At 28.9% G+C, this 16,348-nt stretch carries 15 protein-coding genes; 4 read left to right on the top strand and 11 right to left on the bottom strand.

The features are described from left to right. Positions 1–237 precede the first annotated feature (237 nt). From MTX53_RS03080 to abc-f, 3 genes are all read left to right on the top strand, one after another. Entirely contained in the window at positions 238–663 is a 426-nt protein-coding gene (locus MTX53_RS03080; RefSeq protein WP_244834758.1) for a hypothetical protein, read from the top strand. Between the two features lie 8 nt (positions 664–671). After that, the gene (locus MTX53_RS03075) at positions 672–1,286 is read left to right on the top strand and encodes a DUF4397 domain-containing protein (protein ID WP_244834757.1); all 615 of its coding nucleotides are present in this window, start codon (positions 672–674) and stop codon (positions 1,284–1,286) included. Between the two features lie 144 nt (positions 1,287–1,430). Continuing rightward, the gene (gene abc-f / locus MTX53_RS03070) at positions 1,431–3,350 is read left to right on the top strand and encodes a ribosomal protection-like ABC-F family protein (protein ID WP_244834756.1); all 1,920 of its coding nucleotides are present in this window, start codon (positions 1,431–1,433) and stop codon (positions 3,348–3,350) included. A 3-nt stretch (positions 3,351–3,353) separates the two neighbouring features. Here the strand turns inward: abc-f and MTX53_RS03065 are convergent, their stop codons facing one another. From MTX53_RS03065 to MTX53_RS03015, 11 genes are all read right to left on the bottom strand, one after another. Then, entirely contained in the window at positions 3,354–4,292 is a 939-nt protein-coding gene (locus tag MTX53_RS03065) for an AEC family transporter (RefSeq protein WP_244834755.1), read from the bottom strand. Positions 4,293–4,297: 5 nt separating this feature from the next. Then, positions 4,298–5,581: an aspartate aminotransferase family protein gene (locus MTX53_RS03060; RefSeq protein ID WP_244834754.1), complete on the bottom strand. Its 1,284-nt coding sequence runs from the start codon at positions 5,579–5,581 to the stop codon at positions 4,298–4,300. Between the two features lie 16 nt (positions 5,582–5,597). Further along, positions 5,598–6,698: an iron-containing alcohol dehydrogenase family protein gene (locus MTX53_RS03055; protein ID WP_244834753.1), complete on the bottom strand. Its 1,101-nt coding sequence runs from the start codon at positions 6,696–6,698 to the stop codon at positions 5,598–5,600. Positions 6,699–6,720: 22 nt separating this feature from the next. Then, positions 6,721–8,358: a M20/M25/M40 family metallo-hydrolase gene (locus MTX53_RS03050; RefSeq protein ID WP_244834752.1), complete on the bottom strand. Its 1,638-nt coding sequence runs from the start codon at positions 8,356–8,358 to the stop codon at positions 6,721–6,723. A gap of 12 nt (positions 8,359–8,370) precedes the next feature. Then, positions 8,371–9,024, bottom strand: a complete 654-nt coding sequence (locus MTX53_RS03045; RefSeq protein WP_244834751.1) for a GntR family transcriptional regulator — start codon at positions 9,022–9,024, stop codon at positions 8,371–8,373. Between the two features lie 37 nt (positions 9,025–9,061). Continuing rightward, positions 9,062–9,922 (bottom strand): transporter substrate-binding domain-containing protein, encoded by an 861-nt coding sequence (locus MTX53_RS03040; RefSeq protein ID WP_244834750.1) that lies wholly within the window; start codon positions 9,920–9,922, stop codon positions 9,062–9,064. A 47-nt stretch (positions 9,923–9,969) separates the two neighbouring features. After that, positions 9,970–10,659, bottom strand: a complete 690-nt coding sequence (locus MTX53_RS03035) for an amino acid ABC transporter permease (protein WP_244834749.1) — start codon at positions 10,657–10,659, stop codon at positions 9,970–9,972. A 57-nt stretch (positions 10,660–10,716) separates the two neighbouring features. After that, positions 10,717–11,439, bottom strand: coding sequence for an amino acid ABC transporter ATP-binding protein (locus MTX53_RS03030; RefSeq protein ID WP_244835448.1), 723 nt, complete (start codon positions 11,437–11,439; stop codon positions 10,717–10,719). Between the two features lie 357 nt (positions 11,440–11,796). After that, the gene (gltA, locus tag MTX53_RS03025; RefSeq protein ID WP_244834748.1) at positions 11,797–13,185 is read right to left on the bottom strand and encodes an NADPH-dependent glutamate synthase; all 1,389 of its coding nucleotides are present in this window, start codon (positions 13,183–13,185) and stop codon (positions 11,797–11,799) included. Further along, complete coding sequence (locus MTX53_RS03020; protein ID WP_244834747.1) at positions 13,185–14,075, bottom strand: sulfide/dihydroorotate dehydrogenase-like FAD/NAD-binding protein; 891 nt, start codon at positions 14,073–14,075, stop codon at positions 13,185–13,187. Before MTX53_RS03020 ends, gltA begins: the two co-directional genes overlap by 1 nt. A gap of 101 nt (positions 14,076–14,176) precedes the next feature. Next, positions 14,177–15,397, bottom strand: coding sequence for a sensor histidine kinase (locus MTX53_RS03015; RefSeq protein WP_244834746.1), 1,221 nt, complete (start codon positions 15,395–15,397; stop codon positions 14,177–14,179). A gap of 213 nt (positions 15,398–15,610) precedes the next feature. On the opposite strand from MTX53_RS03015, the gene MTX53_RS03010 reads away from it, so the two are divergent. After that, positions 15,611–16,177, top strand: coding sequence for a class I SAM-dependent methyltransferase (locus MTX53_RS03010; protein WP_244834745.1), 567 nt, complete (start codon positions 15,611–15,613; stop codon positions 16,175–16,177). The last annotated feature ends 171 nt before the right edge of the window (positions 16,178–16,348 follow it).

The raw sequence follows: 16,348 nt of genomic DNA, 5'->3' as shown, positions 1-16,348 counted from the left end.
GGGATACATCTATCTTCTATTCAGGAGTATTATACTAAACTATATTAAATTTGGTTAGATTCCTTTTGGAATTTAAATAAAAAACTATTTTAAGTATGAAATGCATATTCCCTATCGGGGCGTAGGCAGAGTAATAAATAAGAATATTAAGAATAATTAGAAATGTAATGTTCGTTAGTAGACTAAATGGTTTTCTATCAAATGTTACAACTAGATTATACAAGGAGGATTATAATAATGAAACCTGATCAAAAATATATGAATGAAGTAATTATAAATAATAAAGAAAATAACATTAGATTTGTACCACCTTCATTTAATAGACCTTATAGTGAAGATGATAATAAATTTCCGTCAGAAACTAACGAATCAGAGATGCATTGCTATTATAATAGCATTACACCTTGTCCAAATACTGTTGAAGAAAACAGAATTCCTTCACCTTCTGATGTATTAATGAATTTAAATTTCGATGTTGATGAGCTTACTTCTAATACTAGAAGTAAAACATTTATCCAATCAAATTTAATTTTAAAATCACTAGAAAAAAATGAACCAAACATAATTGCAACATTTTCTTCATATAAAATTCCATATCCAATTACAAAAATACTTCTTCAAAAAATCATAAAATTATCATTAGATTATTACGATAACAAGTAGGTGAAAAAATGTTATTTAGAGAATTTAATTCAAACTCAAATATAAGATTTTTAAATGCTCTTCCATCTGATTTTAATGTTGATATATATGCAAACGGGAAAGAAATATTTAATAATCTTTCTTTCCCAAAAGTAACTGATTATATTGAATTTACTCCCGGTTTTTATAAATTTCAACTTTATAAAAGCAGTCAGTTTGATTCTCCTCTTCTTACTGAGAACATAAGTCTTCTGCAAAATTCAGTAACTACAATTGTAATTGCTTATGAAGATGATAAAGTTTCATTTTTCTTACTAGATGATACAAGCTTAAATAAAAATCCACTCCTTGCTCATGTAAGATTTATGAACTTTTCTAAAAATGCTCCAATTTTGACTTTATCGCTTCCTGATGGAATAACTTTATTTGAAGATACATCTTACCTTGAAACTACTGATTATTATCCTCTTTCAGCTGGAATATATAATTTTATGGTTTCATCTTCAAATAGCTCATTTGTAAGATATATATCTGATATAAATCTTAAAAAGAAAGATTTTATTACAATTTATATAGTCGGTCTTTTTAACAGAATGCCTAGAATTGGATATGTTCTTCTAAATGATGGCAATTTCATAATTTAAAAACAAATTCTTATATAATAAAGCAAGAAAATTATATTTTAAGATTATATAATTTTCTTGCTTTTTCTTTATCTTTGTTATTTATAGTTTAAAATAGTATAATAATAGTATCTATGCTTATAGTTAAATGGAGGACGAAATAGAATGATTGTTTTAAGTTGCAAAGATATCAGCAAAAGTTATGGTATCGATACGATATTAGAAGATATAACATTTTCTATAAATGAAGGCGATAAAGTAGGAATAATAGGTGCAAATGGTGAAGGTAAAACTACACTTTTTAAAATAATTTCAAAAAAGATAAGTCAAGACGGTGGTGAAGTATTCATAGATAGAAATAAAACTCTTGGATATTTATCACAGCATTTAAACCTTGATTCTGAAAATTGTATTTATGATGAAATGTTTCTTGTATTCGATGATCTTATAAGAATTGAAAAGAAAATATCAGATCTTGAAGTTAAAATGAATGAACCATACAATGAAGAAAATGCTGCTTTTCATGAAAAAGTAATAAAAGATTATGGTACATATCAAGATCTTTATCAAAACAGAGGCGGCTATACATATAAAGGAGAAATTTCACGTGTTCTTAAAGGACTTGGTTTTTCTGAAGAAGATTTTGAAAAATCAATACAGACATTAAGTGGTGGTCAAAAAACAAGAGTTGCTTTATGTAAACTTCTTTTATTAAAGCCAGAAATTCTTCTTTTAGATGAGCCTACAAACCACTTAGATCTTGATGCGATAGAATGGCTTGAAGAATATCTTAAAAACTACAAAGGAACTGTTGTTGCTATATCCCATGACAGATTTTTCCTTGATTCTGTAACAAATAGAACATTTCAAGTTATAAATGGACATATTAATTTATATAATGCTCCATATACAAAATCACTTGAACTTATGAAAAAAGAGCATGATTCAAAATTAAAAGCATTTAAACATCAGCAAGCTGAAATCAAAAGACAGGAAGAAATCATCGAAAGATTTAGATCTTTTAATAGAGAAAAAAGTATAAAAAGAGCTGAAAGCAGAGAGAAAGCTTTAGACAAAATAGAAAGAATAGATGCACCTGATGAAGAAAAAGATGCATCTAAAATAAAATTTGAAGCACAGACTCAGAGCGGATTTGATGTACTTCATATAGAAGATCTTTCAAAAAGTTTTTCAGATAAAAAGCTCTTCTCTAATCTATCTTTTGAATTAAAACGTGGCGAGAAAATTGCACTTATCGGAGAAAATGGAAGAGGAAAAACTACTTTATTTAAAATAATAATGGATAAAATAAAGCCTGACTCTGGAGTAAAAGTTTTAGGGAAAAATGTATCTGTAGGCTACTACGATCAGGAGCAATCAGATCTTCATCTTGATAAGACAATAATCGATGAAGTGTGGGATGACTTCCCTGACATGGTTACACGTGAAGTTAGAAATGCACTTGCTGCATTCTTATTTTTCGGCGATGATGTCTTTAAAACAATAGATAAATTAAGTGGTGGTGAAAGATGCAGAATTAATCTTTTAAAGCTTATGCTTTCAAAACCAAATCTTCTTTTATTAGATGAGCCTACAAACCATCTTGATATTCCATCAAGAGAAGCTCTTGAAGATGCTATTTTATCATATAATGGTTCTCTTATCGTAATATCGCATGATAGATATTTCTTAAACAAAGTAATTCATAAAATCTTAGAACTTAAAGAAAACGGCGTTTCTGAATATCTAGGAAACTATTCATATTATATGGAAAAGAAAAAAAATCCTAACAGATATGATACTTACGAAGAGATAAAATCAGGTAAGACAAAAACACAAATAAACGAAGAAAAGAAAAAGAAAAGAGCTATTAAAAATCAAGAAAAAGAAAGAAAAAAAGAGCTTAATGATATTGAAACAAATATAGCAGTAAATGAAGAAAATCTTAAAAAACTTGAAGAAGACTTATGCAAAGAAGAAGTCTATTCAAACCCTGCTGAAAGTGAACGAGTAAATAAAGAAATAAAAACTCTACAGGATAAAATAGATAGTCTCTATGAAAAATGGGAAGAAATGCAGGAATAGAAATTATTTTAATAATATTTTTATCCCTGCTGTTATGACTGGAAGAGTCACAATTGAACATATGGTTGAAAAAGAAATTATTTTAGCACCATGCTGTGCATCTATTCCAAAAGATGATGGTACTAATGTAATTGAAGCAGCTGCTGGACATGATGCACATAAAATTGATGCTATACATACATCTATCATGCTGCCTTTAATATTTATTAGTTTAAGAAGCAATATTAAAGCTATAAATACAGCTGGTGCAAATAAATTTCTTATAAATGTAACAAACATTATTTTAAAATTAAAAAACTCTTTTAATTTTACATCTGATAACATAGAACCTACAACTATCATTGCAAGCGGGGTATTTAAACCTGCAAAAAAGTCAATAGAGTCATTTATAACTACTGGATATTTTATTTGAAAAGCATATGTTATAATTCCTAATAAAACCGCTATACATCCAGGATTTAATACTGCTTTTTTTAAATTAAATCTACTACCTTCTGTAATTATTTTTATACCATGTGTCCATAAAAACACATTAAATACAGCAACAAAAGCTGAGCCGTAAAATATTCCTTTATCTCCAGAAATTGCAGATAAAATTGGAAAAGCCATAAATCCACAATTAGAATAAACTACTGCAAGCCTATCAATTTTATAATCTACATTCTTAGATTTTTTTATCATTATATTTGAAATAAGTATTGCTACTATATGAAAAAGTATTGCTAAAATAAATGATATTATAAGATATAATGATTCTTCTTTATTATTTTCCCTCCCATATGCTTTTATCATAAGCGAAGGAACTACAATATATAATAATATATTTGATATATCTGAAACTGAAGACTTTGATATTAGCCTTTTCTTAACTAATATAAAGCCTACAGCAATAAGAATAAACATTATTTCAACTTGTGATAATACTATTTTATAAGATTCCATAAAATCTACTTAATCTCCATTAACGTTTCCTCAAATATTTTAAGAGCTTCATCCATCTCTTCTTTCTTTACAATTGTAGGTGCAATAAATCTTATTACATTTTTATAAGTTCCACATGTTAAAAGTAAAAGTCCTTTTTCAAGTGCTTTTTCTTTAATTTTTACCGTAAGTTCCATATCTGGTTCTTTAGTATCTCTATCTTTTACAAATTCAAGAGCCTGCATAAGACCAATTCCTCTTACATCACCTATAAATGTATATTTTTCTTTAAGTTTCATAAGCTTTTTATTAAGATATTCTCCCATCTTTGCTGCATTTTCAATTGCTCCATCGTTAAGAACATCAATAGTTGCAAGAGAAGCTGCGCAAGAAACAGGATTTCCTCCAAATGTACCACCATGTGCACCAGGTATCCATTTCTCCATAATTTCTTTTTTAGCAATTATAGCTCCTAATGGAAAGCCTGAAGCTATTCCTTTTGCACATGTAAAAATATCAGGTTTTATATTAAAATTTTGCCATGCAAATAATTTTCCTGTACGTCCAAAACCAGTCTGAACTTCATCAAATATTAACATTATACCATATTTAGTACATATTTTTCTTACATACTCAAGAAAACTTTTTGGTGCAGCTATATATCCTCCCTCACCTTGAACAGGTTCCATAATAATAGCTGCTACTGAATATGGATCTACAAGATCGTGGAATAATTCATCAAATTGCTTAAAATATTGTTCTGGACAATCTTCCCCATCTTTAATCTCATATGGTGTACGATAAAGATTAGGATATTCCAAAAAATAAACACTTGGGAGCATTCCCTCATAATTTTTTCTATATTGTGAACTTGAAGCTGTTATAGATGCTGCTGCAAGAGTTCTTCCATGAAATCCTCCTTTAAAAGAAATAATCGCAGGTCTTTTAGTTACAAACTTTGCAAGTTTTAAAGCTCCTTCATTAACTTCCGCGCCTGAATTACTAAAATATGCCATTGTATCAGATCCTGTAAGTTCTACAAGTTTTTCTGCAAGTTTAACATATGATTCATAATATACTACATTATGTCCACCATGTATAAGCTTGTCTATCTGTGCTTTAGCAGCTTCTACAACTTTTGGATGATTATGTCCTATGTTGCATACTGCAACACCACTTGCAAAATCAATTATTTTTCTTCCATCATCTGTATATAAATATATTCCTTCACCTTTTATGACTCCAAGTGTTGTTGCTCTTTTAGCAGTTGGAGGCATTACTTTCATACATCTTTCATATAGACTTTCCATTTTTATTACTTCCCTTCTATTTATTCATACTAGCCCATAGTGATTTTATATCGTTTTTACTTAATTCTCTTGCTGTATTTTTTATGCTCCCAGTTTGAAGCATTGTAAGAGATGTATACATTTCTATTTCTTCATCTGTAATTTTAGGTGCTTTGCCAATAAGTTTTTCAATAAGAGACTCAAACTCAAGAACGTCTTTGCATCCTAAAATATTTAATACATTATCAATTTTTTCTTTTTTAACATCGTATATATAGTCAATATAATTTTTAGTTAAAAATCCATTTGCTTTTCCATGAGCAATGCCTTTAAAATATGTATAGCAATAGCCCATTCCATGAACAATAGTAACACCAGTATGTGCAATTACTATTCCTCCTATCATAGATGCATACATAAGTTTTTCTCTTATATCTTCACTTATATAATAAGATTTTAATTGCTTAATAGAATCTGCAAAATTTTTAATTCCCTCTATTGCAAAAGCATCTGTAATAGGCGTTGCACGATTGCTTAAATATCCTTCAAAAGAATGTGTAAAGGCATCGATTGCTGTATCTATTGTTGTATCTATCCTTAAAGACTCTGTATACTTAGAATCAAGCAACGCATATTTTGCAAAAGTATACTTGTTTCCAAAGCTTACTTTAGTCTTTAAATCTTTTCTTAAGAGCACACTATATGGAGTAACTTCACTTCCTGTTCCTGATGTTGTTGGAATTGCAATTATTGGAAGTGCTTTTTTAAACTCCATCTTAAATATTTCAATAGGCTCTATATTGCCTGCTGCAATTACTGCTATTGCTTTTGATGCATCAAGTGGAGATCCTCCGCCTATTCCTATTACAAAATCTGCTCCAAATTTCTTTGCCCTATCTGATGCTCTTGAAACAGTTTCTAAAGAAGGATTATTTTCTATTTCATCAAAAATTTCATATTCTATATCTTGAATTTTCAAAACTTCCTCAATATCGTTAAGTGCTCCACAGGCTCTAGCTGAATGTTTTCCTGTTACAATAAATGCTTTTTTCCCACATTCTTTAAATATTTCTTTATGATTTTTTATACATTCCGATTCCTGAAATACATTTACAGGAATCTTAATTGAATATTTCATATAATTTCCTCCTAAAATATATTTAATTCAAAAAATAATCTAATGTTTTTAAAATTAGTCTTGGTAATATATTAAATGAATAAGGCATATAAACTCTTTCAGTCCATTTGTGAGCGTCTTTTCCAAAGCATCCAAAATTTATTCCAGGAACATTAAACTTTTTAATTTCTTTTAATGGTAAATTATATATTTTTTTATATTCAGGGAAATTGTTTATAAGACTTTCAATAGATTCATAATCATCATCTATCTTAAGATAACTGCTATCACTTAAACTTGGGAAGAACTGACACATTTTATATTTTTCATTCGTTTCTTTTGAAAATTCATCGATAACTTTGCTTAATTCTTTATAAAGTTTTTCTTCTTTTTCTTCTTCAGACTTTAATGTATTATGTGGACAATATGGTGCTGCAAAAAATATTACAACTGTAACTTTTTTTATTTGTGAAATACTGCATAATTTTTTTACAATTTCTAATGATATTTCTCTTTTATCCAAATTTTCTTCTAAAAGTTTTTCTGTTTCTTTATCTATATATTCTTCCAAATTTCCATCATATTTTTCTTCTGCCATTTTTAATAATTCTTCATATGATAAAACCTTACTATCAAAATTAATTTCACTATAATCTGTATTTGAAAGCATGCAATATTTTTTATACCTATCATTTATAGTTGATTTAACTTCAGCTATAGATTCTTTTGTTGCTTTTTTTAATGTATTCATAATTTCAATTATTGATTTATTATGAATAAAATAATTAAAATATAAAAAACTATCAAATGAAGTCTGAACATTATATTCTTTCTTTAAATCTTTTATTTTCAAAACAGATGGTGGAAGTGTATATTCTCCATTATACTTTTCAGAAAACTCTGGATTAAGATCTATCTTTTTTACGATCTCAGATGCAATAAGAGATGCATCAACACCTTCAAAGCACTGTCCCACATGAGTTTCTTTTCCCATTATATAAAAACATGGTAATATTTTTCCAACAGATCCTGTGTATACATATCTTGTTGTATCATTTTTATATAATGGACATATATAGTCATTATTTATTGCAAATATATATTTAAACTTGTACTTATCTGATATTTCTTCTAAAACCTCTCTTGATTCTATCATTCCAGTATGAAGATTTTCCTCAACAGGATTAAATGATACAACTATATTTCCTTTTAAATCTTTAACTTTTTCTGAAAGATTTTTTAAAAGAACTAGGAATACAGCGTCTCCGCCTTTCATATCACAAGCTCCTCTTCCAAACAAGTAATCATTAGATTCTAAATCTTCTTTTACTTCTAAAGGAAGCTCAATCTCGTGAAGTTTTTTCATGAGTTCATCGCTTGAAAATGCGTACTTCTCAAGATTATGATAATCTTTAACATCTACTGTATCTGTATGACCATGAAGCAAAATACCTTTATCTGATTTTTCTTTTTCTCCTATAAGTACTGCAATAACATTTCTTCTACCTAGTTTATCATTTTTTAATCCAGATACTATTACTCTGTCTTTATGTTCTTTAAAATAAGGTATGTTTCTTAAATATTGCTCTATAAAACATCCAATATCTTTTTCTCCACTTGTTCCATTAACACTTTTTATACTTACAAGTTTTTTTGTAAGATTTAAAATTTCATCAAACATTTTTATCACCTGCTACTTATTTAACATTCTTTTATTAACATTTGTAAGATGAGTATTCATCTTACTCTGTGCAATATCATAATTTCCTTTTTTAAGCTCTTTATAAACATCTTCATGTTCTTTTGCGGCAAGTCTTGAATATTTTTCAAGAGTACCTGATAAAATTAGAAACCGTCTTATAATAAGATTTGCTGATTCAATAGTTGAAAGTAAGAATTTATTTTCTGTAAATTCTGCAAGCTTTACATGAAAGCAGAAATCACATTCAAGAACTTTCTCCATATAATTATTTTTTAATGCATCAATATGCTCATTAATAAGGCTATTTAATTCTTCAAATTTTTTATCATCCATTTTTCCTTTAAGAAGAGTTATTGAAAGTGTCTCTAATACTGTTCTTACCTTTGTAATATCTTCTATCTCATCTGTTGTAATATCTGCTACAACTATACTGTTATTTGAATTAACCTTAGCTATATTTTCATAAACAAGCCTATTTAAAGCTTCTCTTATAGGTGTTCTGCTTATGCTTAGTTTTTCAGCAAGCTGCTGTTCTGCAAGTACTTCTCCAGATTTAATTTCATTTTTCATAATTGCATCTTTTATTATCTTATATGACTGTTCTTTCAGTGTAGCTCCTTTTTTAATTTTCCCAAGACTTACCATGTTGTTTATCACTCCAAATCAATTAAGTTTTTTAGTTTTATTTACCCTTAGCGTTATTAGCTGCGAGTTCACTATATTGTTTTATCCATTTATCTATATTTCCATTATCCATGTTTTCTTTTATAACTTTGTTTACAATTTCTTTAAAGTCATCATTTCCTTTAGAAAAAGCCATAGCTGTTGGTTTTAACTTATCCTTAAATTCAGCATCACTTAATGTTAAATCATCATTTACAAGCATATACTGCTGAGCAACAACACCTTCAATTACGAGACCATCAATCTTCTTGTTTTTAAGTTCAAGAATAACATCTGGAACTTTTTCTATTGCTAAAACATTTGCATCTGTAATTTCAGAATTTGCAAGTTTTTCTTGACTTGTTGCTTTCTGTGCTCCAACACTTTTTCCTTTAAAATCATTAAGTGTTTTTAGTTTATCTTTATCTTCTTTTCTTATTAGAATTTTCTGTTCTGAATTTAAATATATATCTGAGAAATCAACCGATTTCTTTCTCTCTTCTGTTTCACATATTCCAGCAATTGCAATATCAATCTTATTTGTTGGTATCGAAGCTAATACTGCACTAAAAGTCATGTCCTGAATTTCAAGATCAACTCCTATTTCTTTTGCAATAGCATTTGCAAGTTCAATATCAATACCTACAATCTTATTTGTTTTAGGATCTGTGAATGTATATGGAACATATCCTGTACCTGATGAAGTACCTACAACTATCTTACCTTTTGATTTAATCTGACTTAAAAGGCTTGAACTTTCTGATGCTGAAGAAGATGACGATGACGTCTTCTCCCCTGATGTACCACAACCAACCATACCAAATGCACATATAATGCAAAGTGACAATGAGATAATTTTTTTAATTCCTTTTACTTTCATAGTTAATCTCTCCTTTTCATCTTTAATTATTTATTTTATTAAAATTTTTATCGTGTACTCTTTCCCATTCTTCTTTCAAGAAGTTTTATAAAAATTGAAATAGTAAATGTAATAACAAAATATATTACTGCTATAATTATTAAAGGCTCCATAGGCCTAAATGATGTGCCTCTTATTGTATCAGCTGCATACATAAGTTCTGATACACCTATAATCGAAACCTGCGATGTGGTTTTTATTATTGTTATAAATTCATTTCCCATTGCAGGAAGTATATTTTTTATAGCCTGAGGAAGAATAATCAGAATCATTGATGATGATGCTGAAAAACCTATTGACCTTGATGCTTCCATCTGGCCTTTATCAATTGATTCAATACCGCTTCTTATAATCTCACATATGTATGCTGCAGTATTAATCGTTAATGCTATAACGCCTGAAACAACTCTGCTTATATCAACATCACCAAATCTTATTTCTGGAACTCTTATCCCCATCATAGGAAGACCATAAAATATTATTGCAATTTGGACAAGTACTGGTGTTCCTCGTATAATTTCAACATAAATATTTGCTATTATATTCAATAATTTGAATTTTGAAATCTTCATAAATGTCATAACTATTCCAAATATAAAACCAAATATTATAGTAAGAACTGACATTAAAATAGTAATTTTAAATCCTTCAATAAGTATTGCTTTATACGTTACTGCAATTTCAAATAACTGTGACATAATATTCCCCCTTTTTATATGCTGTATACTGTATACCGTATACTGCGTAAAAAATAATTATATAATTCTGCTTAAAAACTTTTTTACTCTCTCATTGCTGCTATTTTCAAAAACCTGCTCTGGCGAACCATTTTCTAATATATATCCACCATCCATAAAAACAACCCTATCTGCTACTTCTTTTGCGAACCCCATTTCATGTGTAACAATAACCATTGTCATTCCTTTTTCTGCAAGCCTTTTTATAACTAGAAGCACCTCACCTACCATTTCAGGATCAAGTGCTGACGTTGGTTCATCAAATAAAAGCATATCCGGTTCCATAGCAAGCGCCCTACATATTGCTATTCTCTGTTTCTGACCTCCTGATAATTTTTCAGGATATTCATCTTTTTTATCTTCAAGTCCTACTTCTTTTAAAAGTTCACAGCCCTTTTTTAAAGCTTCACTTTTTGACATTTTCTTAAGCTTTATTGGGCCCAAAGTAATATTCTGCATAACTGTAAGATGTGGAAATAAATTAAAATGCTGAAATACCATACCAACTTTCATTCTAAATTTATTAATATCCTTATCCCCATATATTATTGAATGTCCTTTAAAAAATATATCCCCTTTTTTTATCTTTTCAAGACCATTCATGCATCTTATAAGTGTACTTTTACCAGATCCCGATGGACCAATTATTACAACAACCTCACCCTTTTTTATATCAAGATTTATATTTTTAATAACTTCAAGTTTCTTATAACTTTTTGCTATATTTCTAGTAAAAAGTATCGGCTTAACCTTATCATTAAACTCTTCATCATATGTTTCTTTCATTAAAAATATTGACATAAAAATCGCCCCCTTTTTTATATTTTTTACAAATAAGTAATTATATGTCTTATAAGATATAAAGCTTCACCAATTTTAAATACACGCCCTTATATATTTAAAATAAAAAAAATAAAAGGCAAAAATATCTTTTTTGACATCTTCGCCTTTTATTTAAACTGTATTCGCTTTTCTTGTTTATAGTATCGCTTATATATTCTTCTTTGTCAATTAATAATTCTGCTTTTTATTAATTACTTATTTTCTTCATGTTTTTATGTTCTAATCTTTATTATAAAAGTTTTTAATATAATAATCCTACTTTTTTAAATACTCATCAATAGCTTTAGCAGCTTTCTTTCCTGCACCCATAGCTAGTATTACAGTAGCTGCTCCTGTAACTGCGTCTCCGCCTGCATAAACAGCTTCTTTTGTTGTAAGGCCTGTTTCTTCTTCAGCTATTATACATCTTCTCTTGTTTATTTCAAGTCCTTCTGTTGTTGAAGAAATTAAAGGATTTGGAGATGTTCCAAGTGACATTATAACTGTGTCTACATCCATAACAAATTCAGATCCTTCTATAGCTTCTGGTCTTCTTCTTCCAGATGCATCAGGCTGACCTAATTGCATTTTAACGCATTTCATTCCTTTAACCCATCCATTTTCATCAGTTAAGATTTCAGTAGGATTTACTAAAAGATCAAAGATTATTCCTTCCTGCTTCGCATGATGTACTTCTTCTTTTCTTGCTGGAAGTTCCTCTTCTCCTCTTCTGTATACTATATGACTTTCTGAGCCAAGTCTTAATGCTGTTCTTGCAGCATCCATAGCAACATTTCCTCCACCTACTACTGCAACCTTCTTTCCGACTTTAACAGGTGTGTCATAATCGTCAAGTGCTGCTTTCATTAAGTTTACTCTTGTTAAGAATTCATTAGCAGAATATACTCCGTTAGCATTTTCTCCATCTATTCCCATGAATCTTGGAAGACCTGCACCTGAACCTATAAATACAGCTTTAAATCCTTCTGTTTCAAATAATTCATCAACTGTAATTGTTCTTCCTATTATAACGTTAGTTTCAATCTTTACTCCAAGTTTCTTTATGTTTTCAACTTGTTTTTTAACAACTTTTTCTTTTGGAAGTCTGAATTCTGGTATACCATATTCAAGAACTCCACCTGCTTTATGAAGTGCTTCAAAGATTGTTACATCATATCCCTTTTTAGCTAAGTCTCCTGCACATGTAAGTCCTGATGGACCAGAACCTATAACTGCAACTTTCATTCCATTTTTAGGTTCAGTTTCGCTTAAATCAACATTATGCTCAGCTGCATAATCTGCTACGAATCTTTCAAGCTTTCCAATTGAAACAGCTTCTCCTTTTATTCCAAGTACACATTTTCCTTCACACTGCTTTTCCTGTGGACATACTCTTCCACATACTGCAGGAAGTGCACTATACTTAGCAATTTCTTTTGCTGCTTCTTCAAATTTTCCTTCTTTTACATAAGCTATAAAATCTGGTATCTGAATTGATACAGGACATCCTTTAACGCATTGTGGATTCTTACATGTTAAACATCTTGATGCTTCTTTTACAGCTTCCTCTTCATTATATCCTAAACAAACTTCTTCGAAATTTGTAGCTCTTACTTTTGGATCTTGTTCCCTTACTGGTACTTTTTTCATTCTATCATTATTCATTACTTATTACCTCCGCATCCGCAGCCACCATTTTTATGAGTGTCTCCTTCTTCTGCTTTTAACATTGCTCTTCCCTCTTCAGTTTTATACATTGTCTGTCTTCTCATTGCTTGATCAAAATCAACTAAATGTCCGTCAAATTCTGGTCCATCAACACATGCAAACTTAATTTCCCCTCCAACATTTACTCTGCATGCTCCACACATTCCAGTTCCATCTACCATTATAGTATTTAAACTTACAGTTGTTGGTATTTCTAACTTTTTAGTAAGCTGTGCCATGAATTTCATCATTATCATAGGTCCTATTACTACTGCATGATCATATTTCTTTCCTTGATTTTTTACTAAATCAGTTAAACAGTCAGTAACTCTTCCATTAAATCCGTAGCTTCCATCATCAGTTGCTACATAAAGATTTTTAGAAACTGCCCTTAGCTTATCTTCAAAAATAATTAAATCTTTTGTTCTGCTTCCCAAAATTACATCTACATCAATTGAATGTTCTTTCATCCATTTTACTTGAGGATATACAGGCGCAGCTCCAACTCCACCAGCTATGAAGATATATTTTTTCTTTTTAAGTTCTTCTATATCTTCTTCAATAAATTCAGAAGGTGTACCAAGTGGACCTACAAAATCACAGACAGATTGATTAGCTTCAAAATTTGAAAGTTCTTTAGTGCTCTTTCCAACTGTTTGAAATACAATTGTTATAGTTCCTTTTTCCTTATCAATATCTGCAACTGTTAAAGGTACTCTTTCACCTTTTTCAGTATTTTTTACGATAATAAACTGACCTGGCTTTGCTGCTTTTGCTACTCTTTCGGCTTTAATATCCATTAAAAAGATATTGCTCGAAAGCTCCTGTTTATTCATAATTTTATACATTTGTTAGCACCCCTTAAATCTTAATTAATTTATTACTTCAAATATAATAGTACACTATTTTTGAGAATTTTTGAAATATTTTTTTTATTTAAATTAAACTATCAAAATATTATTTTAAATATCGTTCTTTTTTCATTACTATCTACTTTAATTTTTCCACCATATGCCCTTAAAAGATCTTTTACTATGTTAAGTCCATACCCATGTTCAGTGGATTTTGCCTTCTTTGTAGTAAAACCTTTTTTAAATATTTTTTCTAATACATCATCAGGTATTTTAGGCCCATTATTTTCTATTTCTATAATGTTTTTATCAGATAAATTATATGCAGATGCTCTTATAATTCCTTTTCCGCCCATAGCACGTACTGCATTACTTACTATATTACTTATTACTCTGTGAATATATATATATGGAACTTTCACTTTCTTATAATCAATTGTATCTTCTACTATTACATTTATTCCTTTTTCTTTTTCAGCATCTCTTAGTGATGTTGCAAAAATCATACTATATTTATTAACATTAGTTTCAATATTAATAAGTTTATCTTTATCTTCTATTATTCTTTTAAGTGCGTCTCCTATATCATCATATCTTTTCATTAAATAAAGACCATATATACAAGAAATCTGAGAACCATAATCATGTTTTATTTTTCTAAGTTCATCATTTTTTCTCTGAAGCTCAGTATTTAAAACACTTATCCTATAACTGTTAAATTGTATTTTTAAGAAATGAAATATCATTACAATTGAAAATACAAATAATCCTCCAATTAATATATTTGTGCTAAGTCTACTTATTTGTCTCTGCTGATGAATATTAAGGCAGAGTATAAAATCTACCAATATCGATACCACATATGTAAAATTATCATATTCCTTATTTTTAATATTAGCTGTAACCTGTAGGAATTTATTTTTCATTAGAAATATCATTATATCAAATAATATAGTTTCAAATATAATAATATTATTAGATAATATTAAATCTACATCAAAAAGAAGTAGTAAATTGTCTATAAGAATTTTATTTAACTGACATGCAACATATAATATGCTGAGTATAATACTTCCAAGAAGCCTCGTTTCTTTTTGCATGAATATCAAAATAGATATGTATATAAAATGCAAAATAAATACACTTATATATGTATTAGTTATAAAGAATCTATTCATTACACTAAAAAGAGACAAAAATAGAATTATAGATATTATTCTTAGTCTATTTGTATTAAATTTCTTTTCCAAACAATAATCTGTTGTAATTACAAATATAACTATATTAAATATGTCTAGTATATACCCACCAAAATGCACGGAATTCATACCCTCTTTTAATTTTTTTTACATAATATACCTTTACGTATTACATACTTATTATTATAAGTCATATAAGTATTGTTTTCAATTTTTTATTTAATAAAACTCAAATTTTATATCCTTTAATGAACAAATTGAACTGAACGCTGAACAATAGTAATATGTACTTAGTTCAAATATTGAACGAATTGTTTTTAGGAGGCTTATGATATGGAAGATATGTCGTATTGGAAAGAAGTATGGGAACGAAAAGGAAGAGGTAACACAAATGATCTAACAGAGCTTGATGGATATGAAGATACATGTGCAGATGTTAGTGAGATATGCGAAAAAATAACAAAAGAAATTGATATAAAACCAACTGATAGAGTTCTTGAAGTTGCCTGTGGTGCAGGTGGCATTGCTCAATATTTAAAATGTGGATTTTATGTAGGAGTTGATTATTCATCTACACTCGTCAAAAGACATATAGAAATTCTACATAATTCGGTTATTCAGGGAGAAGCTAATGACTTAATATTTAAAGACAATAGTTTTGATAAAGTATTCTGTTTTGGTGCTTTTCATTACTTCCCAAACATGGATTATGCAAAACAAGCTATAGCTGAAATGAAAAGAATAGCAAAAGACGCAATATTTATAGGAGATCTTCCTATAACATCTCACAGAGATACACATCTTTTATATAAAAAAGAAGACTTTAAAGAGTACAACATAACTCCTGGGTTTTACAATCCTTGCAGATTTAACGTATCTTTAAAATTAAACAAACGTTAATACAAAGGACAGTGCAAAGGACAAACTTTCAAATGACAAATGACAAAGTAGGTGGAAACCAATACCAAAGGACAAATTGTTAAAGGACAAATGACAAATGAGGTGGAAATTCCGCAGGAATTTCATTGTATAGTATTTTGCGATTCTCGCAAAATACTAAAGCTTTCGCCT

The sequence above is a fragment of the Clostridium sp. BJN0001 genome (genome assembly GCF_022869825.1).
Lineage (GTDB): Bacteria > Bacillota > Clostridia > Clostridiales > Clostridiaceae > Clostridium.
This window is presented reverse-complemented; position numbering and strand designations above follow the sequence as displayed.